The organism is Bradyrhizobium sp. STM 3562 (assembly GCF_045571435.1).
GTDB lineage: Bacteria > Pseudomonadota > Alphaproteobacteria > Rhizobiales > Xanthobacteraceae > Bradyrhizobium.
Window position 1 is genome coordinate 3428221 of the sequence record NZ_CP120694.1, and the last position, 21944, is coordinate 3450164.

General features: G+C 62.7%; 21 protein-coding genes. 9 read left to right on the forward strand and 12 right to left on the reverse strand.

The genetic code is table 11. The features are described 5' to 3' along the window. Positions 1–7: 7 nt before the first annotated feature. A complete protein-coding gene (locus tag P6U23_RS15765; RefSeq protein ID WP_407180631.1) occupies positions 8–1339 on the forward strand; it encodes an FAD-dependent oxidoreductase in 1332 nt (443 codons plus the stop codon). Continuing rightward, on the forward strand, positions 1336–2589 hold the full coding sequence (locus tag P6U23_RS15770; protein WP_407180632.1) for a nitrate/nitrite transporter: 1254 nt from the start codon (positions 1336–1338) through the stop codon (positions 2587–2589). Before P6U23_RS15765 ends, P6U23_RS15770 begins: the two co-directional genes overlap by 4 nt. 74 nt (positions 2590–2663) lie before the next feature. Here P6U23_RS15770 and P6U23_RS15775 read toward each other — a convergent pair whose 3' ends face one another. The 3 genes from P6U23_RS15775 to P6U23_RS15785 form a co-directional block, all read right to left on the reverse strand. After that, positions 2664–2987, reverse strand: coding sequence for a 2Fe-2S iron-sulfur cluster-binding protein (locus P6U23_RS15775; protein ID WP_407180633.1), 324 nt, complete (start codon positions 2985–2987; stop codon positions 2664–2666). A gap of 78 nt (positions 2988–3065) precedes the next feature. Continuing rightward, positions 3066–4100: a 2Fe-2S iron-sulfur cluster-binding protein gene (locus P6U23_RS15780; RefSeq protein ID WP_407180634.1), complete on the reverse strand. Its 1035-nt coding sequence runs from the start codon at positions 4098–4100 to the stop codon at positions 3066–3068. After that, the gene (locus tag P6U23_RS15785) at positions 4100–5986 is read right to left on the reverse strand and encodes an ethylbenzene dehydrogenase-related protein (RefSeq protein WP_407180635.1); all 1887 of its coding nucleotides are present in this window, start codon (positions 5984–5986) and stop codon (positions 4100–4102) included. The genes P6U23_RS15780 and P6U23_RS15785 overlap by 1 nt, the downstream gene beginning before the upstream one ends. Positions 5987–6777: 791 nt before the next feature. Here P6U23_RS15785 and P6U23_RS15790 point away from each other — a divergent pair. The 3 genes from P6U23_RS15790 (at position 6778) to P6U23_RS15800 (ending at position 12315) form a co-directional block, all read left to right on the forward strand. Further along, entirely contained in the window at positions 6778–8589 is a 1812-nt protein-coding gene (locus P6U23_RS15790) for a type I secretion system permease/ATPase (protein WP_407180636.1), read from the forward strand. A 2-nt stretch (positions 8590–8591) separates the two neighbouring features. Then, on the forward strand, positions 8592–10481 hold the full coding sequence (locus P6U23_RS15795; protein ID WP_407180637.1) for an HlyD family type I secretion periplasmic adaptor subunit: 1890 nt from the start codon (positions 8592–8594) through the stop codon (positions 10479–10481). A gap of 244 nt (positions 10482–10725) precedes the next feature. After that, positions 10726–12315, forward strand: a complete 1590-nt coding sequence (locus tag P6U23_RS15800) for a hypothetical protein (protein WP_407180638.1) — start codon at positions 10726–10728, stop codon at positions 12313–12315. Between the two features lie 207 nt (positions 12316–12522). On the opposite strand, the gene P6U23_RS15805 is transcribed toward P6U23_RS15800, so the two are convergent. Then, positions 12523–13035 carry a winged helix-turn-helix transcriptional regulator gene (locus tag P6U23_RS15805; RefSeq protein WP_407180639.1) on the reverse strand — a complete coding sequence of 171 codons (513 nt, stop codon included), beginning with the start codon at positions 13033–13035 and terminating at the stop codon, positions 12523–12525. A 247-nt stretch (positions 13036–13282) separates the two neighbouring features. Between P6U23_RS15805 and P6U23_RS15810 the strand changes: the two genes are divergently transcribed. The 3 genes from P6U23_RS15810 to P6U23_RS15820 all read left to right on the forward strand — a co-directional run bounded on the left by P6U23_RS15810 (position 13283) and on the right by P6U23_RS15820 (position 15555). Beyond that, positions 13283–13900, forward strand: coding sequence for a 2-hydroxychromene-2-carboxylate isomerase (locus P6U23_RS15810; protein ID WP_407180640.1), 618 nt, complete (start codon positions 13283–13285; stop codon positions 13898–13900). A gap of 195 nt (positions 13901–14095) precedes the next feature. Beyond that, positions 14096–14833, forward strand: a complete 738-nt coding sequence (locus P6U23_RS15815) for an SDR family oxidoreductase (protein ID WP_407180641.1) — start codon at positions 14096–14098, stop codon at positions 14831–14833. 203 nt (positions 14834–15036) lie between these two features. Then, positions 15037–15555: a hypothetical protein gene (locus P6U23_RS15820; RefSeq protein WP_407180642.1), complete on the forward strand. Its 519-nt coding sequence runs from the start codon at positions 15037–15039 to the stop codon at positions 15553–15555. On the opposite strand, the gene P6U23_RS15825 is transcribed toward P6U23_RS15820, so the two are convergent. Further along, positions 15552–15686 (reverse strand): hypothetical protein, encoded by a 135-nt coding sequence (locus P6U23_RS15825; RefSeq protein ID WP_407180643.1) that lies wholly within the window; start codon positions 15684–15686, stop codon positions 15552–15554. The genes P6U23_RS15820 and P6U23_RS15825 overlap by 4 nt on opposite strands. 191 nt (positions 15687–15877) lie before the next feature. Here P6U23_RS15825 and P6U23_RS15830 point away from each other — a divergent pair, with 191 nt between their 5' ends. Then, positions 15878–16642: an MBL fold metallo-hydrolase gene (locus P6U23_RS15830; RefSeq protein WP_407180644.1), complete on the forward strand. Its 765-nt coding sequence runs from the start codon at positions 15878–15880 to the stop codon at positions 16640–16642. Between the two features lie 349 nt (positions 16643–16991). Here the strand turns inward: P6U23_RS15830 and P6U23_RS15835 are convergent, their stop codons facing one another. The 7 genes from P6U23_RS15835 to mdcC all read right to left on the reverse strand — a co-directional run bounded on the left by P6U23_RS15835 (position 16992) and on the right by mdcC (position 21929). Continuing rightward, entirely contained in the window at positions 16992–17417 is a 426-nt protein-coding gene (locus tag P6U23_RS15835) for a hypothetical protein (RefSeq protein WP_407180645.1), read from the reverse strand. A gap of 148 nt (positions 17418–17565) precedes the next feature. Beyond that, positions 17566–18486, reverse strand: coding sequence for an acyltransferase domain-containing protein (locus P6U23_RS15840; protein WP_407181477.1), 921 nt, complete (start codon positions 18484–18486; stop codon positions 17566–17568). Continuing rightward, positions 18486–19334 (reverse strand): triphosphoribosyl-dephospho-CoA synthase MdcB, encoded by an 849-nt coding sequence (mdcB, locus tag P6U23_RS15845; protein ID WP_407180646.1) that lies wholly within the window; start codon positions 19332–19334, stop codon positions 18486–18488. The genes P6U23_RS15840 and mdcB overlap by 1 nt, the downstream gene beginning before the upstream one ends. Beyond that, on the reverse strand, positions 19331–19978 hold the full coding sequence (gene mdcG, locus P6U23_RS15850) for a malonate decarboxylase holo-[acyl-carrier-protein] synthase (protein ID WP_407180647.1): 648 nt from the start codon (positions 19976–19978) through the stop codon (positions 19331–19333). Before mdcG ends, mdcB begins: the two co-directional genes overlap by 4 nt. Next, on the reverse strand, positions 19971–20711 hold the full coding sequence (mdcE, locus tag P6U23_RS15855) for a biotin-independent malonate decarboxylase subunit gamma (RefSeq protein ID WP_407180648.1): 741 nt from the start codon (positions 20709–20711) through the stop codon (positions 19971–19973). The genes mdcG and mdcE overlap by 8 nt, the downstream gene beginning before the upstream one ends. Next, a complete protein-coding gene (locus tag P6U23_RS15860) occupies positions 20698–21615 on the reverse strand; it encodes a biotin-independent malonate decarboxylase subunit beta (protein WP_407180649.1) in 918 nt (305 codons plus the stop codon). Before P6U23_RS15860 ends, mdcE begins: the two co-directional genes overlap by 14 nt. Further along, the gene (mdcC, locus tag P6U23_RS15865) at positions 21612–21929 is read right to left on the reverse strand and encodes a malonate decarboxylase acyl carrier protein (protein WP_407180650.1); all 318 of its coding nucleotides are present in this window, start codon (positions 21927–21929) and stop codon (positions 21612–21614) included. The genes P6U23_RS15860 and mdcC overlap by 4 nt, the downstream gene beginning before the upstream one ends. Between the last annotated feature and the right edge of the window lie 15 nt (positions 21930–21944).

Genomic DNA, 21944 nt, shown 5'->3' on the forward strand with positions numbered 1-21944 from the left:
GGGAGAGATGCCCGGGTCGATCGTCGAACCGCAACGAACCACGCCTCTCTTTGGAGAATATGAACTCGTTGTGTTGGGTGGAGGGCCCGCCGGCCTCATGGCCGCCGTCGCCGCCGGGCGCGCCGGCCGCAAGGTTCTCCTGGTTGAGCGCCACGGTTTTCTCGGCGGAATGGGCACCGCCGCGGGGGTCACGAACTTCTGTGGCCTCTATGCCAATGTTCATGGCGAGCACATTCAAGTCGTCCGTGGACTTGCCGACGAGCTGCTCGCGAGGATCGAGCGCCTGGGCGGCTTGAACACGCCCCACCTTATCTTCGGCAAGATCCTTGCGCGGTCCTACGACGTGCCCGCCTTTAAGCTTGCCGCCGACGACTTGCTGCTTCAGTCCAAGGTCGATGTCCTCTTTCACGCCTTTGCCGTCGGCGTTGCCATGGCCTCGGAGGGCCTCGTCGACGCGGTGATCTTGGAAACAAAATCCGGACGCATGGCCGTCAAGGGCCGCCTGTTCGTCGACGCCTCCGGCGACGGCGACCTGGCCGTCTGGGCGGGCGCGCCCTTCGAAAAGGGCGATGGCTCCGGCAACATGCTCTATCCCTCGACGATGTTTCGGATCAATGGCGTCGATCCGGAGCGGGCTGGTGAGGCATGGTCGACGATTCCGAAACTGATGGAGCAGGCGGAAGCCGAAGGACGCTTCTCCTTTCCGCGCAAGGGAGCCATCGTCAGGCCGCAGAAGAATCCAATCGAATGGCGCGTCAACATCACCCAGCTTCATGAGGCGGATGGCTTGGCCGTCGACGGCACTGACGCCGCCAGCCTCAGTCGCGGCGAGCTGCAGGGCCGCGAGCAGGTGCTGCGCACCTTTCGATTCCTGCAGACAGTGCCGGGCTTTGAGAACTCCTACATCGTCGACATCGCGCCGCAACTCGGCATCCGCGAGACCCGGCGGATTACTGGCGATTACGTTCTGTCGGAGGACGACGTGCTCGGCTGCGCCGATTTCGCAGACAGTATCGGTCGGAATGGCTGGCCGATCGAGGAGCACGCGCAAGGCGATGTAGCCTGGCGCTGGCCGGATATCCCGAAGGCGCGGGGCTACAATCAATTGCCGTACCGAATGATCCTTCCGCGCGCGATCGACAACATGTTCGTCGTCGGCCGCTGCGCGTCGATGACGCATCTTGGTCAGTCCGCGGCCCGCGTAACGGGCGCTTGCTTTGCCATGGGAGAGGCCGCCGGCACGGCCGCGGACATCGCCCTGCGCGGTAATATTCGCCCGCGCGCCGTCGATCCGAAGGCGCTGCAGGATGCTCTCGCGGCGCAGGGAGTGCTCCTGTGAGCTCCGTTTCGCCCATTTCCGCCACGGCGGCATCCGACGGACAGACGCGCCTTGCGCCGGCCTTCCGCTGGGCCGTTCTCTTTATCTCCTGGACCGCCGTGACGCTGACCTTTACGGATCGGCTCGCATGGGCAACCGTGGCCGTCGCCGCGGGCCAGTCGCTTGGTATTCCGGTGGCCGCGCTCGGCGTCTTCGTCACGGCCTTCTACACCGGCTACGTCGTTTCGAACGTGGTTGGCGGACTGTCGAGTGACCGGCTAGGGCCCGAGCGCGTGATGTTGATGTCGCTTGTGCCGCTCGGGATCGCGACGTTCTGCTTCGGCTTTACGTCGAACGTTCCTTTCGGGTTCGCCCTGCAGATGTTGATGGGCCTGTCCGCTGGGGCCAATCACTCGGCCACGGTCAAGTTGATCGTATCCTGGTTTGGCCTGGCCGAGCGAGGTCGCGCAATGGGCCTGCTGACGAGCGCCAATTCGTTCGGCGTGGTGGTCGCGAACGCGCTCGTTCCCAACCTGAGCGTCATCTTTGGGTGGGGCGGTGCTTACCATGTGCTGGGGCTCGCAACCTCGCTGTTCGGCTTGCTCGCCTTCTTCGCCTTGCGCAACCGCAAGGCTCCGGGAGCGCCGCCACGGAGTGCGCGGTTCGATCCGCTGGTTGTCTTCCGCGATCGTAATTTGACGCTGCTGGCCGTCGCAGGATTCTGCGCGATGTGGGGAACGTGGGGCGTCGCATTCTGGGCCAATGCGCTCATGACCAAGCGGTTCGGCATGACGTCGGTGGAAACGGGAAGCCTGATGGCGCTGTTCGGTGCAGCGGGCCTGGTATCGAAGCCTGTGATGGGATTTGTGCTCGACCTCGTCGGCGCGCCGCGGAAAAAGGCGGTTCTGGTCGTGCTATTTGGTGGATTTGCAATCACTCTCGCGGGATATGGCCTGTTGAGCGATGTCGCCCAGCTTCGGTTCGTAACCCCGGTGCTTGGTCTCTTTGCGTTCGTCTACACACCCGTGTTGGTGGCTCTGGTCAGCGAAATTGCCGGGATGCAGCGCACCGGGACCGCCGTCGGCATAACGAACGCGGTCTGGCAAGTCGGCAGCATCGTCGTTCCCATCGTGATCGGGCTCGTATTTTCCGCGACGGCATCCTTCAAGCTCGCATTTCTGACGCTTGCCGCGGGTCCTCTGGTTGCCGCGTTACTCACGCTCTTCGTCCGCTACAAGGCCGGAGATGAGATCACCCGTCACGCGGCTTGATCCTCAGGGCCGAGGCAGTTTGGCCGGCCGACTTTGCCGCGATCTGCCCGAATCTCGGAGCAATGGACCGGCGTTCACGATTGCCGGTCCGGCAGCCGCAGAGTCAAACCATCCAGTGCCGGCGTGACCTTGATCTGGCAGGCCAGCCGGCTGTTTGGGCGACGAATAGCTGCAGTGGTGTCGAGCAGCATATCCTCGTCTTCGCCAACAAGTCCGAGCGTCGGCAGCCAAGCTTCATCGACATAGACATGGCAAGTGGCACAAATCGCGTTGCCGCCGCATTCCGCGACGATGCCTCCGACGCCGTGGTTGACCGCAGCACTCATGACGGTGCTGTTGTTCTTGGCATCGATGCTGCGGGCGCGGTTTTTGCCGTCAATGAAGATGATTTTCGTCATGGGTTCGTCTCCGTTAGGAAAGAGCGCTCAGACATCGGCGATTTCTGCACCGCGTAGGCCAGGGGCGCACCCCTTCGTCTATGCGGCGCGCAGAACCTGTGGCTTCTTTTGCGAGCGACCCAGCCATCCGACGAAACGTGCCATGAGGCCGGCGTGATCGCCATTGCCGGGGTCCGGCACGAATGGATCCGTGAAACACCTGGCGCCCGCGGCCTTGGCAATCTTGGCGACCGCCTCAGTCATGGCCGGCGCACCCGAGGTGTACACGAGATCTGAAGGCGACAGGACCGGCATGTAATCGGTCGGCCTTCCCGTTCGAATGGCGGACGAGACGTGCTGCGGCTCCGACACTACCGGAATGATGGTGACGTTAGGGAATAGCGCGAGGCGGCACAGCGCGCGGTCCATATAGAACGACTGGAGCTTGCGCGCGCCAACGATGAAGACAAGATCGCGTTGGGGTCGTTCGGTGATCGCCGCCACGGCGACCGACCACATCGGAGCAAATCCCGTTCCGGTGGCGACCAGCACGATCCGGCCGGGATGTTTGAGCCGGTGAAACGCGCTGCCAAGCGGGCCGGATATCCTGACGCGATGACCGACGCCGATCGTCCCGCCGAGCGCGGAGGACACAACTCCCCGCGGCAGTCGCCGGATGTGAAAATGCAGGCGACCCGCCTGCGGGCCGCCCTCAAGCGGGTAGGTCGGGCTGTAGTATCGCGCGGGGAAGCCGCGAAACTGCAACTTGCAATACTGGCCGGAGAAATACGGGAAAGGCCGCTGCAGCACGACATCGACGCCAACAACGTCTGGTGCCAGCCGAACAAGCCCAGCCACGCGTCCGGTGACCGAAACAGGTTCGGGAGAAGCGTCGGCCTCCAGTTTAAGATCCGATACCACCCGCGCCTGACACGCATAGATCTGGTCGCTGGTCTCCTCCGTGCCGCCAAAGACCTTGCCGTCGACCAGCCGTACCCGACAGGAGCCGCAAACGCCGCTGCGGCAGTCGTGAGGAAGCTCCACCCCGCTCATGATTGCGCCATCGAGCAGCAAGTCGCCGCAATTGACGTAGAACGTCTCGTTGTTGAACGTTACCCTGCAAGTCCTTGTCATTACTCCACCTCAACACGAATGGGTCGGACGTGCCGCGTATGCCTGATCTGGCTGTGATCGAAGGCTGAGACACGCATGAAAACGCCGCTTTTGATCGGCACGTCATATTTGCTTTGCGTTTCGAGACGTCGCGCGACCTCGAGAGCCCAGTGTCCGGAGGCCCAGCGCGCAGCGCAGCGAATGTCGGCGCGATCGCCGGAGAATTCGCCCGAGACGATGACGCCCGGAACGACGGTCCCGACCGGAATTTGTCGGTCGCGCTCTTGCGTGTAAGGAACGGACTCCGCTTCCGTCATGAACCAACGCGCGCCGTCGCTCTCGCCGACGTTAGGATCGAGACTGATCAAGCCCATGGCCGCGGTCATCGCCGCAACATCCTTCGGCAACCGGCGCGGTTTGACGAACTGATCGGCGGCATCCAATGGCACGATGAAGTTGTCGCTGTAGTTGGCCGTGCCGGGATCATGCGCAAAGCCGCCGCGATAGGGCGCAAGCCTCTGCAGTTGCGCTGGCGTCGGCTCGAGCGGCGGGCCAAAATGATCGTCATCCATCCACCCCGTCGGGCCGCCACTGGTGGCCTTCCATTGCCATACGTCCGCATAAACGCCTTCCGCCGGTGTGAAGTGCAGGCCTCGCCCGGTCTTGGTGGAGGGCGCGTCCGCAATCGGATGCGGGCTTGCGTGGAATGTGCGATCGCCCGCGAGCGTGACGTTCATCGTCGTGAACAAAACCGAGAATTTGTCCTCGTTGAAGGCGTGCTCATCGCCGTTTTCATAGCCGTCGTGCAGCAGGTGCCAGCCATCGGCGCGCTTGATCAGCGGCAGTTGCTTCAGAGAGCGCGTCGGGTCTTCCCAGGTGAACAGGAAATACGCCCATGTGCCGTCGTGCACCGCACGAATATCGATTCGAGACTCACTCTTGCCATCGAAATTGCCGCCCTGATTGGTCATGACGGAAACAGGTTGAATGTTTCGCCACGCTGCGTCCGAGGTGTCACCGTCGAGAACGGGGGCATCGGCGGCGGTAATGCGATGGACATGCAAGCTGTCGGCCGTCATCCAATCGGTCGCGACCGCAAGCCATAGGCCGGTGATCGCCACGGCTGCCGCGACGAGAAGCGGGTTGGATTGCAGGCTCACATCTCGTCGCCTCCCAACATTGGGTGATGCGGCCATGGGAGATGTGGGCTGTCGCGCCTGGCGCTGCTGCGGGTGCCGATCATGCCCGTCGTCGCCGTTCGGCCGGACCAACTGTGGGTTCGTTTCCGCTGCGCTGTCAGTCTCCGGTGTTGACGGGGATCGCTCCACCAACAGCCTCAACAGATCCACGGCATCAAGTCGGGGGGGCGGCGGCGGCAAGCGTCCGGGGCGGAGGATCCGAAGCAACTGGGACGCGCCACCGATCATGGCGTGGACAAGAACATGCAGACAAACAAAGAGCGGAAGGGCCCAGGTGGCCCACCAGTGCGACGTCGCGGCGCCGTAGCCGGCGTACAGGCCGAAGTAGAGAAGCGCACCGCTTGCGATCAATGTGACCATTGCGGCGAAGAAGCCCCAGGTCAGAAACACGCTGATCGCACCAATTCTCGCGTGCTTGCGGCCGAACAGGCTGCGCAGGCGAATTTTGTCGAGGCGGATGCGGCTGCCGAGGCCGGATCGGAGCAAATAGACAGCGTAGGCGATCGCGATACCGATCAGCACCACGGCGGACTTCATATGCAGCGTCCAAACGCTTGCGCGCGGCAAGAGCGTGTCGAACAGATTGATCCAGGTGCGGTCAGGCGCTTCCGACGCGATGCGCAAGCCGCTCACGAACGCAGCGCCGATTGCGGCGACCAGCAACCAGTGCAAGATGACAGTGCCGTAGTCGGTTTTGCGCCGCTTCATCTCCGCACCCCATCTCCTGGGGTGCGGGAAGTCTCGATACCGGTGCGGAATACGGACTGCTGACCGACTGCCAGATCAGCGTGCTGCCGCAGGTTGCAGATGCCAGATGGCGGCCATGCGATACGCTGCAGTGAGCCGTTATTACACGTACACAACTACGTCTTCCCCCAGATACGGATCGCCCTGACGGCGAACGAACAGTCCTTTCTTGGTTTGGCCGACAGGCGCGCGGACACTGTTCAGGCGGCCCCGGTGCGACTGAACAAAGCGGTCTATCGGTCTTGTGTGTGATTGCTGTTATTGCCTGATGTTCAGACCAGCGTCGTTGTTCGCATGATTTGCGAAGCCAGCCATTTCCGTTTCTTCCCCTTGCCGAGTTCAAAATTTGAGAAAACTGATCGACCCCATCGACCGAGCAGGGTGAAGAGTCATTTAGCTTCGTGGCGTCATTCGGCCGAGACGGCGGCCAATGCGTGCGGAAGAAAGGTGATAGACGGACGATTCCATGACAAGCGAAGCCGGTCATCAGCACGTTACTTACTCGCGGTTGTCCCGCGTCGGCGCGCTGGCGATCGCATGCTTATACATAAAGTGTTGGCAGCACTCGCTTGCGCTGTCCGGTCCGCCAATTGATCGTCGCTGGGATACTCGCCTGCTGGTTGAATCGTTCGGATAGCATCATCCGGCCGGTCAGCAAAACCGCGATCGGCCAAATTGTCGCCGGAAAATCGTGAGCATCGACTGTCATGCGCCATGAGCCAGCGCCAACTCATCGGGGGGAGACACGGGGGATGAGTGTCGTACAGGGTCGTTCGCGACCAAGCTCAGGACGCGAGCCGGGGAGCTCGCTCGCGGCTGAGAGAGATCCAGTATCTCAAGGGTTGCGCGAGAGTGCGCGCCGAATGACGGGTATCGCCGTGTTTAGCGGCGTGATCAATCTCTTGATGCTGTCCGGCTCGCTCTACATGCTACAGGTGTACGACCGGGTCATTCCCAGCCGCAATCTTGCGACCCTCGCCGGTCTGTCGCTGATGGTGCTGTTTGCCTATCTGATGCAGGGATATTTCGAGGCGCTTCGCTCCCGCATGCTCTGCAAAGTCGCGACCCTGTTCGATGTCGGCCTGCAGGACGCCATCCACACCGCATTGGCGACGCTGCCACTTCGCGGCGTCAAGCCCATCGCGATGCAGCAGCCGCTGCGCGATCTCGATCAGATCCGCTCGTTTTTGTCGAGTATGGGGCCGACCGCATTCCTGGACATGCCGTGGATTCCGATTTTTTTGTTGGCGCTGTTTCTCTTTCACCCGGCGATCGGCATAACCGCGATGCTTGGGACCGTGGCTATCGTGGCAATGACGTTGCTGACGGAGCGCCTGTCGCGCAGCGCGGCAAAGGCCGCGATCGACGGCAACGCCAGGCGGCAGGTGCTCGCAGACGCGACCCACCGCAATGCCGAGGTCATCCAGGCGCTTGGCATGACGGAACGTTTCAGAGCACGTTGGTCGCGCGCCAATGAGCGTTACCTGCGGGAAAACATGCGCGCTTCCGACATGTATTCAACTCTCGGCTCCAGCGCCAAGGTGCTGCGCTATGTCCTGCAGTCGGGGATGTTGGGCGTGGGAGCCTATCTCGTGGTGTCGGACAAGGCCTCGGGAGGCATCATGATTGCCTCCTCGATCATGATGGGCCGTGCACTTGCGCCCGTGGAAATCGCACTTGGTAGCTGGAAGCAGCTCGTCGCGGCGCGCCAGGGGATTGCGCGATTGCGCGAGGTTTGCAAAGCGACCGCGAGGCCGGCGCTGCCGGCGGTGGCGTTGGCGCGTCCGTGCCGCGAACTCTCGGTCCAGCAACTCACAGTCGCGGCGCCCGGGACGGATACGCCGATCGTGTCCAATATTAGCTTCTCGCTCAGGGCTGGGATGGGCCTGGCCCTGCTGGGCGCGAGCGCATCCGGCAAGACTTCGCTTTCCAAGGCGTTGGTCGGCGTCTGGCCCGCTGGACAAGGAACGGTGCGGCTGGACGGCGCGGCGATCGACCAGTGGCCGAACGAGGAGCTGGGGCGACATATCGGGTACCTTCCGCAAGACGTCGCCTTGTTCGACGGGACCATCGCCGAAAACATCTGTCGCTTCGACGAAGGCGCTACATCGGAGGCGGTCTTGAAGGCCGCCCAGATCGCGGGCGTGCACGACATGATTCTGCGCCTGCCCGACGGCTACTCGACCCAGATCGGGCAGGGCGGATTTTCGCTCTCGGCTGGCCAGCGCCAGAGAATCGGGCTGGCGCGCGCGGTTTACGGCGATCCGTTTCTGGTCGTACTCGACGAGCCGAACGCCAATCTCGATACCGACGGCGAGAATGCTTTAGGCCGCGCCATCCAGAGTTTGCGCCAGAACGGCAGCATCGTCATCGTGATATCGCACCGTCCAAGCGCCATTGCCGCATTGGACATGGCGTTGGTGCTCTACGAAGGCCGAGCGATCGCCTTTGGCTCGCGTGAGGACATCTTCTCGCGCGTCCGCGGACCGCGAGCTCCGGCTGCACCGCCGGCGCAGCCGGCGGGTGAGGTCGTGCGGCGTGCCGCCGCCGTTGGGAGCGTCTAGTCATGCGATCCCTGAAGGAAGGTCACCGCATCGATAACGTCGCGCAAGACTGGAGCAGCGGGCAAGACGTCGTTGGGCCGCAGGGGGCGGCCCTCATCCGCGAGCTGCAGCGACTGCGCAAGGCGCTCGACGGCGAGCACGGGGATGATCAGCCCAGGCGTCGGACATCCGGTCGGGAGGAGTCGCCGAAGCGGCCTGCGCAACCCAGGCGGTCCAAGCGAAAATCCAAGGGCGGGCTCGGGCAAGCGATCAGGATTTACCTGAAGCCTTTTGGCAAGCAACCTGCCGTGGAGGCCGCCGCTCGACGCGCTCCTTCGGCCGCGCGTGCCGGCACTCCGCCTGGGCGATCGAGTCCCTCGATCGCGCCGAACGATCCGATCCTGATGGAATTGAACAAGCCCGGGCCCGATATGCCCGTATTGGCGGAATCGCCTCACGCCGTGAAGGACGGCGATGCCGCAGCCGCACCATCGATCAGACCGGGAACGGGCCTCACGAATCTGATCGCCCGGTGTGGCGGTGGCGTGATGGCGGGCATCGCCTTTGTCCTCGATCGTGGCGGGGGCGCTCCGTACGAGGGGACGGACGAGAGGCTTGATGTCGGGGCGCGCCGGGCGTTCGAGCATGAGCTGCGCGTCGGATTCAGAATTCTGCTTTTGGCAGCGCTGCTCGGAGGAAGCTGGTTTGCACTCATGCCGCTCGCCGCTGCGGTCGTCGTGCCGGGCAATCTGGTTGTGCAGTCCAACGTCAAGGCTATTCAGCATCCGACGGGCGGCGTTGTTGCCGCGATCAATGTGCATGACGGCAGCCGGGTGCAAGCCGGCGATCTTCTGATGCGGCTGGATGCAACGCAGGCGCAAGCCGGTCTGCAAATGGTGAGCAAGCAGCTCGACGAGGTTCGGGCAAAGATCGCCCGGCTCGTTGCCGAGCGCGACGGCCTCACCGAGATGGAAGTGCCCGCGGAGCTGGCACGGCGATCGACGGATGAAACGGTCAAGAGCCTGCTTGCATCGGAGAGCTCACTTTTCAAGGCCCGTTCCAGCGCCCGCCGAAGCCAAAAGGATCTGCTGCAAAGTCGGGTTGCGCAGCTCACCGAGGAAATTTCCGGGCTCCAGTCCCAGCTCGATTCCAAGGGGAGGCAATTGGAGCTGATCGCCGGTGAGTTGACCGGCGTGCAGGAGTTGTATGACAAGCATTTGGTGCCGTTGGCGCGGCTGACTGCTCTGCAGCGAGAATCCGCCCGGATCGATGGGGAGCGCGGACAATTGGTGTCCGGCATTGCCGAGACGGAGTCCAAGATCGGAGAAGCCAAGCTGCAAATCGTCCGTATGGATCAGGATTTCCGCACCGATGTCGTCAAAGAGCTCGGCGAAGCCCAAGGCAAGGAAGCCGAGCTGGTCGAGCGCAGTATTGCCGCGCGCGATCTGCTCGACCGCATCGAGATCCGTGCGCCGGTGGCCGGAGTCGTTCATCAGCTTGCCGCGCATACGATCGGTGGCGTTATCCGCGGCGGCGACACCATCATGGAAATTGTGCCGGATACGGAGGATTTGCTGGTCGAGGCGCGGCTGCAACCGAAGGATATCGACCAGGTCAGGACCGGCGGGCCGGCTTATGTGCGGTTTTCCGCCTTCAATCAGCGCATCACCCCGCAGCTCACCGGCACCGTCTCCTACGTTTCGGCCGATACCAGCCGCGACCAGCAGACGAATTCGCCTTATTTCACCGTGAGGGTGGTGTTGTCCGATCAGGAGCGCCGCCGACTCGCCGGCCAGCAGCTCGTGCCGGGGATGCCCGCCGAGGTCTTCATGCAAACCGGCAGCCGTACCATGATGAGCTATCTCTTCAAGCCAATCGCCGATCAGATGCGGCGTGCTTTCGTCGAGCAGTGATCATCGGAGCGCGATGAGATCGGGTTGAGGCACGTTCGCGCTCTGGAGTCGAGGTTTGGGCCTGGTCTTCGGAAAACCTTTCCGACGTTCTCCGCGAATGCGGTCTTTCGCTCCTCAAATGCATAGAATGGCCGTAATCATATAATGACGGAGCCCAACTGCCGACATACTTGCGACACGCTGGGAACTGATGGTCTCGCTCGTGCGCGGTACTTTCTGGGGAATCCCAAGTCGGAGAAGATAGATGACGACTGTACCAACGCTCGTGCGAAATGACGCGCTCGCGCTCACCACTGACGTGGCTCAGGCCGGTGCCGTGTTCAATGACGCGACCCGCCTGCTTGACGGCGGATTGTGGAGTACGCCCGCCGATAACAGCAATCAACAGGCCTATATCGGCCTGTATACGACCGATGTCACGGCGGTGCTGAACGACGTCAAGGCGATGCTCGCCGATCCGAACGGCGTCACGGTGGGAGGCACTGCTTATACCTTGTCCACCGCCGACACCACGGTGTTGACGCAAGTGGAAGCCCAGCTACAAACGTTGTTGACCGAAGCGCCGCATTCCGTCGGCAACGGCCACGCCGCGATAACGGCGCAGGAGTCGCTTCACACGATCCAGACGTCGATCCTCAATGAGATCAATGGCGATGCCGCGTTGGCTAAAGCGCTCGCCGCCAATTCATACGCCGCCAATACCGGCGCGAACGATGTCGGCTTCCAGGCCCTCCCGACCGGATCCGACAGCGCAGCCGCGCTTGCGAAAGCCTCCGCACCCGGTGCAACCCTGGCGGATATCGGTTCGGTGTTTAATGCGGCCGCTGATCTCGCGGTGGGAGGGCTGAACCACTCGAATTTGGCGCAGTTCAACGCCGACATGAAGGCGATCGCTGCGGGGCTGACTCATTTGATCAACAGCCCGACAGCTCTCGCCTCCATCGAGGCAGGCGAGGGGGCGGCCGATGCCGCGGCGACGACCATTCACCTTGATACCGTGCTTAACCAGATCAACCTTCAGATCGATCAGTTCGACAAGGAATACGCCAGCAATCCGAACGTCGCTGCACGCGCGACCAACGACAATCTGCTCGACATTATCGATATCATCCAAGGCGACGGCGCCTTGAATGGGGCGGCGGGTGGCCATGGCGATCCCGGAACCGTCGGCGGATTTGCCGAACTTCCCGGCTATCTGACTGGGACGATCGGCAAGTTTCAGGACAACCAGGCCCAGACGAATTTCTGGGCGAAGTTCATCGCCGAAGGCAATGTCATCAACAATCAGCTTACCGATGTCGCGGCTGGGCACAACAATTCGCCCGCGGAGCTCTCCGCGCTGATCACCGAAATTCAGAACTATCAGAAGTTCGGCGCCTCCTTCGCGCAAAGTCAGGGCGGCATCTTTGGCGCCCGTTTCGACAACGAACTGCAGGGAGGGACGCTGCTTGCTGATACCAATAATGCCGTGCACGGCCTCAAAGGTATCCTGAACGGAGATACGGGTGATGCCCTTGCGGCGGATCAGGCGCAAATCCAGGCCGCGGGCGCCGGCTTCGTCGCGGATGCCACCGACGTCTCCGGCAACAATCTTCCGGTCGGAGGGGGCACCTATGTCGGCAGCTCGACCACGGTTGCCGGTGCAACATCGGTGGCAGGTCTCGCGCAGGGCACGCTCCCGGTGACCGGTACTGCGTCCGGATCGTCAGGAGATCCGGTTGCGCAAAATTGTGGACACGGTTCGGGCGATCATCACGGACACGGCGATCAGGTCGCGTGGGATTCCGGTGGGCAGGGCCATCATCATTTCGAGATGATCTGGCATCACGCCTAGGGACCATGCCGACCGCTTGAACCAGCCGGGCTGCGAGCTCCGGCCTCGCCGCCGCTCGCACTCGGCTGAATTCCGGATCATCGCTCGGATTTGCACGGGCTGCAATTCGAGCGCAGCGCGCCTGTGGCTACAGACGATTTGGCCCCCCGCAGTCTTTGTTCCAAAGCGCGGCCTTTTCGCGTGTGGCGCGCGAGGTTCCTGAAGCAGCTAGACCGCGCGCTGGTCTCGTCGTGCCTTCGCCTCTTGCTCGGCGGGCTGCCGACCGGCAGGACGGGCGCCGGGGCCGGGGTGCGTGATGACTTCCTTGGCAAACAGCGGTTCGCCGCATTCCGAGCAAACCATGACGGGGTCGAACAGCTTTCCGCATTTCTTGTGTTCATGGAGTAGCGGGCGGCCGCGCTCGTCGAGCATGTGGGTGTCGCCCCAATGCACCAGAGCCATCATGATCGGATGGAGATCGAGACCCTTCTGGGTCAAGATGTACTCGTAGCGCTTGGGTGACTCCTGGTAGGGAACGCGACGCAGCACCCCGTTGCGTACCAGTTTCTTCAAACGCTCGGCCAGGAGGTGGCGGGTGATACCGAGCGCCGACTGGAATTGCTCGAAGCGCCGCTTGCGAAGAAAGCACTCCCGCAGAATGAGCAGCGTCCATCGATCGCCGATCACGCCGATGGTTCGCGCCAGCGAGCACGGCTCTTCTTCGAGGGCATCCCACTTCATCCCAACTCTCCGATGTGCCGCCGCACCTGCCAGCCTCGGCCCCCGGGACGGCAGAGCCGGCATTCTAAATGGGCACTTTGCCAACGCCAAACATGCCTCTCCGGCGCATTCGACAGTTTAATTTACAACCAGCGACGCTCAGTTGACAGTTCAAATTCAGAACTATAGTAATGGAGAGTACACGTTCGCGGCTGCATTCCCAGCGCTGGCTGACGGGCGTGACGCTCTGGGCGAAGGAGGACGGCCGGTGGCAAGTCCCTTGAAGGTTGAGTTCCAGTTCGATTTCGGCAGCCCGAATGCCTACCTGGCTGAACTCGTCATTCCCTCGATCGAACGCCGCACGGGTGTGAAGTTCGAATACGTGCCGGTGCTGCTTGGCGGCATCTACAAGGCGACCGGCAACAGGTCGCCCGCGGAGTCGCTTCGCGGCATCAGGAACAAGCCCGAATACATGGCGCTCGAGACCCAGCGTTTCATTCGCCGCCACAACATCACGACGTTTCGCCAGAACCCGTTCTTTCCAGTGAACACCCTGATGCTGATGCGGGGCGCGGTCGCAGCGCAATTGGAGGGGGTGTTCGAGCCGTATTTCCGGGCGGCTTACCACCACATGTGGGAGGAGCCGAAGAAGATGGATGATGTCGAGGTCTTCCGCGCCGCTTTCAAGTCATCAGGACTTGACATCGACAGGCTCATCGCGCGGGCGCAACAGGACGACGTGAAGAAGCGGCTCATCGATCTGACCGCCGATGCCGTCAACCGCGGCGCCTTCGGCTCGCCCACCTTCTTCGTCGGCAACGAGATGTTCTTCGGGAAGGACCAATTGCGCGACGTCGAGGAGTCCATTGTCGAACAGACGCGGTAGCTCGCGGCCAACATGGCATAAGTTGCGCTCGCCTCGTATTCCCGCGCAGCCGCGGAAGGGCGACTGTCGAACAACGAAGCGGCAGGCGCTCGCAAGGAAGTAAATAGTTCAAAAAGAGAACTGATTGCAGTGTCCCTGAAGCTGGCCGCTTCGGCCCGATGACCGGGATCAAAGCCAAATGACCGGGAGGCAATCATGCAGAAGAGGAACGCGACGGCAGCCGTGATCGGCGCTGGCGATTATATCGGAGCGGAAATCGCCAAGAGATTCGCCGCAGAGGGCTTTGAAGTTTTCGCCGGCAGGCGCAATGGCGATAAGCTCGCGCCGCTCGTAAAGCAGATCGAGGAGAGCGGCGGCGAAGTCCAGGCGCGCTCGCTCGACGCGCGGAAGGAAGATGAAATCATCTCCTTCCTCAACGATGCCGACAGGCACGCACCGCTTGAGGTCTGCATCTTCAACATCGGCGCCAACGTCAACTTCCCGATCCTCGAGACCACCGAGCGCGTCTTCCGCAAAGTCTGGGAAATGGCGTGTTACTCGGGATTCCTTGCGGGTCGTGAGGCTGCCAGGTTGATGCTCCCCCGCGGCAAGGGTCACATCTTCTTCACCGGCGCCACCGCCAGTCTCCGGGGAGGGGTCGGCTACGCCGCCTTCGCAAGCGCCAAATTCGGCTTGAGAGCTGTGGCGCAGGCGATGGCTCGCGAGTTGGGACCGAAGAATATCCATGTCGCTCATCTCATCATCGACTCCGGCGTGGACACCGAGTGGGTCCGGCAGCGACGGCTCGAGGCGCTGGGACCAGACGCGCTGAACGACGCCGATGCCCTGATGCCGCCCGCATCCGTCGCCGATGCATATTGGCAGCTCTATCAGCAGCCGCGCAGCGCCTGGACATTCGAAATGGAGATACGGCCGTTCAAGGAGAAATGGTGACGCAGGCCTCCTGCTTTGCGCAGAGCAGATCATCCGCGGCCGGCTTTGTGGATCTCTTGACGGGGAGGGAGGTGGGCTCAAGGTCGCATGACCAATCTGGGCCGTAGCGCGTGTCAGCCGCGTCCATGAGTCATCGGCCCCGCCCGATGAGATTTTGATCTTCGGAGAGAACCGGACTATATCGCCGCTCGAAAGGACGAGCGATGTTCGGAAAGAAGCGGCAAGAGAAGATAGCGCAAGATCAAAAGGCGCGGGAGGCTCAGGCCCGATTCGAGCGAAACGAGAGTGTCGGCAAGGAGATCTATGCCGGGATCGCGGATCTGAAGAACGTGCCGCGCGACAACTTGCCTGACGCAGCCTTTGTGCTGTTCATGCAGGCAAAGCAGCAAAGCGAGCTGATTCGGCGCTCGATCGAAAACGGCGCAGATCATGACTTCACTTTCGGCGGGGTAGCCGACAGCGACTTCGCGACCTACCTCGCGCAAGGGGTCACGGGCGCGCTGCGGGATCACGTCACGCGTTCGCAGACATTCTTCGAGGCGATCTCCGAGCAGTTGCCCGACGTACATTTCACGATCGAGCAGCAGGACGCCATCTCAATGGTTGCCGCGATGCTCCGTGAGCAGCGGTTGGAAGGGATCCTGCAAGGTTTGCGGCTTGCCGGTCTCCTGACTGGAGCGCCAGACCGCCGCCGCACCAGCCTGGAGACGGACGAGATCTAGCCCGGGGAGCCGGCCGACCGGGCTGTCTCGAAGATCCACGCATCAACGCAAAGCTGCACAAGGTTATCAGCGTCGACGACGTCGAGTTCGCCGTGAACGTGGCGCACGCGTTTGATGGTTTTCTCCAACATGGGGTGAATGCCTCGCGAACTTCCGTTGCAGGCAATTTATTCGCCGAGGAACGTGTTCAACCGTTCGATCGCGCATGTTGCAATCTGGACCGAAAGGCGCGTTCGACCGTTATGGGTGTGGGAAACACCTCGTACCCGTTTCCTGGCGCGGCAATTCCCGGGCTTTTCCCGGCTTCCCGCAGTGGAGAACGATGATGCAGCTTCGCAGACTGTCCTGGGCTGGCATTGAGATGGTCAGCAACACCTTGCGAATCTTGATCGATCCCCTGGAGAATGTTGCGCCGCTGCAGGATTTCCTTGGGACGCCGCGTGATCAGATCGTCGATCTCGATCCGATCCCTGGTACCACCCATGCCTTGATTACACATCGCCATCCCGACCACTTCGATCCCGCGACACTCAGGCGCGTCGTCGAGAATTCAGGAACCGTGTTCTGCCCGCGCAGCATGGCACAGGAGGCCGCCCGCAATGGACTGCGGGTCGAGGGAATGGATGCTTGGGAGCGGCGCGATTTCGACGGCTTCGCGGTCATCGCCGTTCCTGCCGCGGACTGGCGGGGAGACGATCAGGTTTCCTGGGTCGTCGAGAGTGACGGGCATCGGATTATTCATTGTGGTGACACGATCTGGCACGGCCAATGGTGGAACATTGTCCGCAAGTATGGACCGTTCGAGTGGGCTTTCTTGCCGATCAATGGGGTGATCGCGATCTATCCTGGACTGGAGCCGAGCGGACTACCTGCGACGCTCACGCCGAAACAGGCCTGCATCGCGACGCGACTATTGCAAGCCGGAACCTTGTGCCCGATCCACTACGGCACCTTCAACAATCCGCCCGTCTACGCGGAACAGCCGAACCTGCTTGATAGTCTCGCCCGAGCTTCACATGAGGAACATGTCAACGTGCGGCTTGCGGCGGCAGGAGAGACATTGATCGACAGAGGGGCTGCGAGTTGAGCGTCAATCGATCTCGAATGGTGAGCGCTGCGAACTCGCACGTGCCGGGCGCGGAGCGCAAGGGTGACGCGCAGGGCCAGCCGATGCGCTGGTGGGGCGGACTGTTTCTTGGGACGCTTGGCATGCTGGCGTTCAGCGGCACACTGCCGGCGACGCGACTCGCCGTTCCCTGGCTCGGGGGCCGTTTTTGGCGACGCCGGTCGTGGTCCTGGTGTCGATGGCGATCTGCATCCGCAGCCGCGTCCCGGTGATGGAGAAAGACCGCACGCGAGTGCGATCGCATGGAACGTGACCGTCTCAACACCTGCACACAACGGCTTCCGAGACCTCCCGCGATAGGGGGACCAAATCATTGCATCGTGAAGGAGCCGGTCTGCTGGTTTAGACCGGGGCCGCCGCCGCAGCGGGGCCGGCCGCCGGAGCCCTTGTAGGCGCTCGCCGAGACGAAGCCGGTGGTGGTACCACCGACGACATTGACCTGGATCTGGAATTGGCAGCCATTGGAGCCGTTCTGATACCGAACGGTGCACAGGAGAGTGCCTCCCGTCGCTGATGCGCTGAAAGTACCGGTTTTGTTATTCGCTATACTGAAGGGTGGCGAAATCGAAGCCTTGGGTGAGCAGTTTGCGGTATCGAGCGAGATTGCCGCACCAAACGAATTCTGCACTGAAAATGTGGTGCTGACCGTCTGGGCATTGGCTGTATTCGTCAAGCCGAGCGCGAGCATCCCGGCGAATAATATGTCCGAAGAGGCTTTTGAAAGGGTTCTTCGCATTGCAATCCTGGTCGTCTGTTCGAGTTTCCTGCTTCTGCTCGCTCTGTGTCTTTTGAGCGCGGCCGTCTTGCGGACCAGACGATATCTGCGCAGCGGTTCTCGGCCAACGGGTTCGGGCAGACCATTGTCGGACGTCACCGCTCCCTGGCTATTCCGAAGCGATCCAATTTCGGAGCCCGCCGAGCGTGCGAAATCCGTCGGCCGAATAGCATCGAATTGAAGGGACAAAGGTGCGCATCATGTCCGCAAGTGCAGAGCCCGGACCAAGGTCTAACACCCTCTCTGCGCCCAATTCCGCAACTGCCTGGAGGGTTGCGGTCCAGTCGACCGGGCGCGCGACCTGCCGCGCCAGTTTTGCCATGGCCTCGGTTGCCGAAAAGATGCGCTCTCCGTCGCCTCCAGCCAGTAAGATGCGGTCGCTTGCGATGGCCGAATGCGCACTTGAGCCAAGCGCCTGCTGGAAGGGCCCGCAGGCCCGCGCGAGTCGTGCCGTGTGCGACGCGATCTTCACTGCGAGCAGACCGGTGCGCGCGGCTCCCTGTGCTGTTGCCTCGTCGCAGAGCTCGGTGACATCGCGCTCGGTGCCCCCGACCACGAAGAGAAGGTTGGGATTTCCGATCGCAATCTCGCAGCGGTGCTTTACGGCCAGACGTTCCAACGCACCTTGATCAAGCCCGCGGACATATCCCAGGCGACCGTCGGGTCCGGCCACACCTTCCATGATGCGGGCGCGAATATCGGTCAGCCGCAACGCTTCTTCGGCACGCCAGATTCCTGCAATGCTCCACGCCGCCATTTCGCCCACGCTGTAGCCTGCGACTGCGATTGGCTTCGGCAGCACGTCCGCAATGCATGCATGGATTGCAAGGGCTGCTGTAACCGTCAGAATTTGGCTGGTCTGATTGGTCGCGAGTTCGTCAGCGCCTTGCGTCAGGACCAACGCGCGCGGATCGTATCCCAGATAGGCCTTTGCAGCGACAAAGACCGGTTCTGCGGCCGCTTGATCGGCGATGAGGTCGAAGGTCCTTGGCGACAGGTTTCCTTGTCCGCCACAGAGGAGCGCAAGCATCACGAGCCCAGCCGGTCAACGAACATGGCCATCGCGAGCAGATCCGCAGCGCCGCCCGGGCTCAAATTGCGGGCCACGAACGCTTGATGGATCTCGACTGCCCGCGCACGCCAGCCCGCGCATCCAACGCCTCCCAGCGCGAGGAACGCAGATGCGCATGCTTGTGCAAAGCCTAACCCCTCCGATCCGCCGCGATGCAAGAGATTGGTATCGACGATCGCAGCGATCAGCGCCATGCAGGCCTGAATGCGGGCTGCCTCCTCATCATAGGGAGCGATCCTGCGCCCTACACGCAGTGCGGGAATAGCGATGCGATAGACCGACGGGAAACCGCAAGCGGCCTCCGCCCGTGCGCCGCCGGCGCCGTAGCGCCGCGCGGCCAAGGCGCCGTGGCTGCGAAAGGGCACCGGACCCGACATGATGGCTTCGCCCCAGCGTTCGGAAATCAAGCTGCCGAGCGGCTTGCGGATGTTGAAGGCGTTCCGGCACCCGGCCGCAGCACAGAGGACGCCCAAGCCGAAAATCGCGCCGCGATGCGTGTTGACGCCGCCAGTCGCCGCGAGCATCGCGCGCTCGGCCGCAATCCCGATCGCGCGCAGCCGCTCCATTCCGGCGCCCGCGGCACCGGCGATCGCCAGATCTCGAAAGAATGGGCGCAGCGTATCGGCACTTCGGCACAGAAGTTCTGCGTCCATGTCGCTGTGTGAGCCAGTATCGACGTGACTGACGAGTCCCGGCTTGGGAAAGGTCTCCACTTCGAGCTTCAGGCAAAGCGTTGCCAGATCGCCAAGCCGCTCGGCATGGTCTTCGAACCTCGGCGGCGATTGCCATCGCAGTGCAACGGTCATGGCACGGCGCCGGAGAGAAATGCCGTCCTGGACATGGTGTGGACGGCGACCGGCCCCTTCACGAGAATGTCGTGCTCGTCAGCAGCGATCAGTTCACGCCATTGCACCCCGCCTGCCGCGCCCACGATTTCTCCGTCCAGTCTCATCGGCGCGTGGCGCGCAATCTCGGCGATGGCAGATAGCAGAGCGTTGGTTTCCCTGGTTGACGACAACGGCCAGAGCAGGTCGAGGTCCGAACCATCCGAAAGATACGGCAACCCGGTGAGATGTTGCCAGGCCAGACTGCCGAACGTGCGGGTCTCCGGGAGAAGGCGGAGGAGGCGATCGATGGTCTCCTGCCAAGCCGGAGGTGCGGTGGTTGCGGCGTCCGCCAGCAGCGGAGGTGGCGCGCGCTCGATGATCTCGCTGGATGCGAGCGCGAGGGTAATGCGCCGCTTTCCGTAGAGGGGTGGCAGCGGCAAGCCGAGCGGAATCATGCCCGCGAGATCGCCGCAATTTGGCCGGCGCACGACGAGGGGATGGCCGGCCCGCGCCCAACTCTCGATGATCGGCTGCTCGGCGAGTTCCGGATGCTGTGCCAGGATCGCCGTCCAGCCTGCTTTCGACGGCTTCACCATGGTATGACGGTGTAGAGCTTCAGACATGACGCGACTCGGCGGGTGAGTTCGCCGCCAGCGAAGTAACGCGCTCGGCGATCTCGGCCGCTTTCAGCCGTCCGCCGCGCGCGACGCCCAGCCGGTCGCGCTCATCCTGTCCGGCAGGTTGCTCCAGAATCGCCGCGAGTTGCGCGGCCAAGGACGTACTGTCGTCCCAAACAAGTTGGATGCCGCCGGTCCGCACCATATTGTCGAGCCCCGGGGCAAACACCGGCGTCGCCTCCGCCTTGGCCTTCAGAACCTCGATCGGTAGCTTGGTCACCCGGGCCATCGACGGCAGATCCATGACCGCGGGATGCGCGCCGGGAAGCGCCACCAGCCTGCCGGTGGCCAGTGCCGTTGCGATGAACGCGCCGGCGGCGCTGCCGCCATAGAGCAGGCCGATGGTGCGGTGCCCCTCGGCTTCCGCGAGCAGCAAGGTCTTGGCAAGGTGCGCAAGGTATTCGTTGAGGCCGAGCAACTCGTCGCGCCTGCTCATGCGCTGGCTGGCGGAATCCACCAGGAGCAGGATCGGAGTTCGGTCGCCCGATTTGATGATCCCGATCACGCGCCGTGCCAGCGCAATCGCTTCGTCAACGCCGAGCGGCAACCCCTGCGCAACGCCAAGCACGTGGACCCGGCTGTCTCCAGCCAGAATGCCCTTTCCAGCTACGATGCCGCCGGTCAGCGTGATATCGCTTCCGTTGGGGAAAAGCCCGGCCAGGACTTCATCGAGCGTCATCGGCGTTCTCCCTCTTGTCCGCCGTGCGGCGAACAAACTCTTCAGTGGGAAGCGTGGGGATTTCGGCTGGCTTGTCGATGCCGACGGCCTGCCAGATCTCAAGCGCGTCGTTTGCTCGGCCGAAGTGCTTCAACCGCCGTTCGAGTCGCCGCTGCTCAGCTTCAAGGACCGCGAGATCGCACAGCCCCCGGCCCTGGAGCGCTTCGATCGCTGCCTGGCGGAAAGCGGATGCGTCATCGTCGACGAATATGTCGGCACCGCCGATCAGATAGCGATGCTTGCCGCCCATCGTGCGCCACACGAGAGCGCGGTCGCGCGAGTCGAACTCCTCGACGCCTTTGTTGGTTTCGATGACCTCTGGGCCACTGACACTGATCCGACCTTGTTCGGATACGATCAGGCGCGAGCAGGTGCCGGCGATGAGGCTGCCGCCGCCATAGCATCCGGCGCGTCCTCCGATCAGCCCAATTACTCTGACGCCTGCTCGTCGTGCCTCCACGACGGCGCGCATGATTTCCGCAATCGCGAGTTCGCCGGCATTCGCCTCCTGAAGACGCACGCCGCCCGTGTCGAACAGGATCAGCACGTTCTGGTCGAGCACGCGAGCGGCGCGTAGCAGGCCGGTGAGCTTCGCGCCATGGACTTCACCGAAGGCGCCACCCATGAAGCGACCCTCCTGCGCAGCGAGCAGTACCGGCAGCCCGCCGAGGCGGCCGCGGCCGACAATGATGCCGTCGTCGAATTGCTGGGGAAGGTCGAAGATCGGGAGATGCGGACTCGTTTCGCGCTGCTCAGGGCCGATGAATTCGCTGAAGCTGCCGGGATCGAGGAGAGCCTCGATGCGCTGGCGCGCGCTTGCTTCGTACCAGCTCAGCGAGCTCGTCTTGGCGGTAGCTGCTGTCATGCTTCCGGCTCCTCGATCATACGGACGCCTTGCGCGAGGCGTAGCGCCACGGTGTCGGGCCGGGCGCCACCGTCATTGACGGAAATCCGCAAGCCGCCGGCGGCCCGGCGGGTGACGAAGTCGCGGACCACGGATTCCCATACCGCGCCGAATCCATGGGCCGCTGTAGCGATATCGATCATGCAGACATCCGGCGGCAGGACCCGCTCCAGCAGGACCTCGAGATTGCCCGAAGCGACGACGCCGACGATCGCCTGCGCGCGGGTCCCCCTCGCGCGGTTCGGGGCGTCCAGTTTGAAGTTGAGCTTCTCCATACGACGGCCTCACGC

Coding starts and splice junctions, on each gene's coding strand:
- P6U23_RS15765 (WP_407180631.1), top strand. CDS start 8: ATGCCCGGGTCGATCGTCGAACCGCAACGAACCACGCCTCTCTTTGGA.
- P6U23_RS15775 (WP_407180633.1), bottom strand. CDS start 2,987: ATGACGAAAATCATCTTCATTGACGGCAAAAACCGCGCCCGCAGCATC.
- P6U23_RS15780 (WP_407180634.1), bottom strand. CDS start 4,100: ATGACAAGGACTTGCAGGGTAACGTTCAACAACGAGACGTTCTACGTC.
- P6U23_RS15785 (WP_407180635.1), bottom strand. CDS start 5,986: ATGAAGCGGCGCAAAACCGACTACGGCACTGTCATCTTGCACTGGTTG.
- P6U23_RS15790 (WP_407180636.1), top strand. CDS start 6,778: ATGAGTGTCGTACAGGGTCGTTCGCGACCAAGCTCAGGACGCGAGCCG.
- P6U23_RS15795 (WP_407180637.1), top strand. CDS start 8,592: ATGCGATCCCTGAAGGAAGGTCACCGCATCGATAACGTCGCGCAAGAC.
- P6U23_RS15800 (WP_407180638.1), top strand. CDS start 10,726: ATGACGACTGTACCAACGCTCGTGCGAAATGACGCGCTCGCGCTCACC.
- P6U23_RS15805 (WP_407180639.1), bottom strand. CDS start 13,035: ATGAAGTGGGATGCCCTCGAAGAAGAGCCGTGCTCGCTGGCGCGAACC.
- P6U23_RS15815 (WP_407180641.1), top strand. CDS start 14,096: ATGCAGAAGAGGAACGCGACGGCAGCCGTGATCGGCGCTGGCGATTAT.
- P6U23_RS15820 (WP_407180642.1), top strand. CDS start 15,037: ATGTTCGGAAAGAAGCGGCAAGAGAAGATAGCGCAAGATCAAAAGGCG.
- P6U23_RS15825 (WP_407180643.1), bottom strand. CDS start 15,686: ATGTTGGAGAAAACCATCAAACGCGTGCGCCACGTTCACGGCGAACTC.
- P6U23_RS15830 (WP_407180644.1), top strand. CDS start 15,878: ATGATGCAGCTTCGCAGACTGTCCTGGGCTGGCATTGAGATGGTCAGC.
- P6U23_RS15835 (WP_407180645.1), bottom strand. CDS start 17,417: ATGCGAAGAACCCTTTCAAAAGCCTCTTCGGACATATTATTCGCCGGG.
- P6U23_RS15840 (WP_407181477.1), bottom strand. CDS start 18,486: ATGCTTGCGCTCCTCTGTGGCGGACAAGGAAACCTGTCGCCAAGGACC.
- mdcB (WP_407180646.1), bottom strand. CDS start 19,334: ATGACCGTTGCACTGCGATGGCAATCGCCGCCGAGGTTCGAAGACCAT.
- mdcG (WP_407180647.1), bottom strand. CDS start 19,978: ATGTCTGAAGCTCTACACCGTCATACCATGGTGAAGCCGTCGAAAGCA.
- mdcE (WP_407180648.1), bottom strand. CDS start 20,711: ATGACGCTCGATGAAGTCCTGGCCGGGCTTTTCCCCAACGGAAGCGAT.
- P6U23_RS15860 (WP_407180649.1), bottom strand. CDS start 21,615: ATGACAGCAGCTACCGCCAAGACGAGCTCGCTGAGCTGGTACGAAGCA.
- mdcC (WP_407180650.1), bottom strand. CDS start 21,929: ATGGAGAAGCTCAACTTCAAACTGGACGCCCCGAACCGCGCGAGGGGG.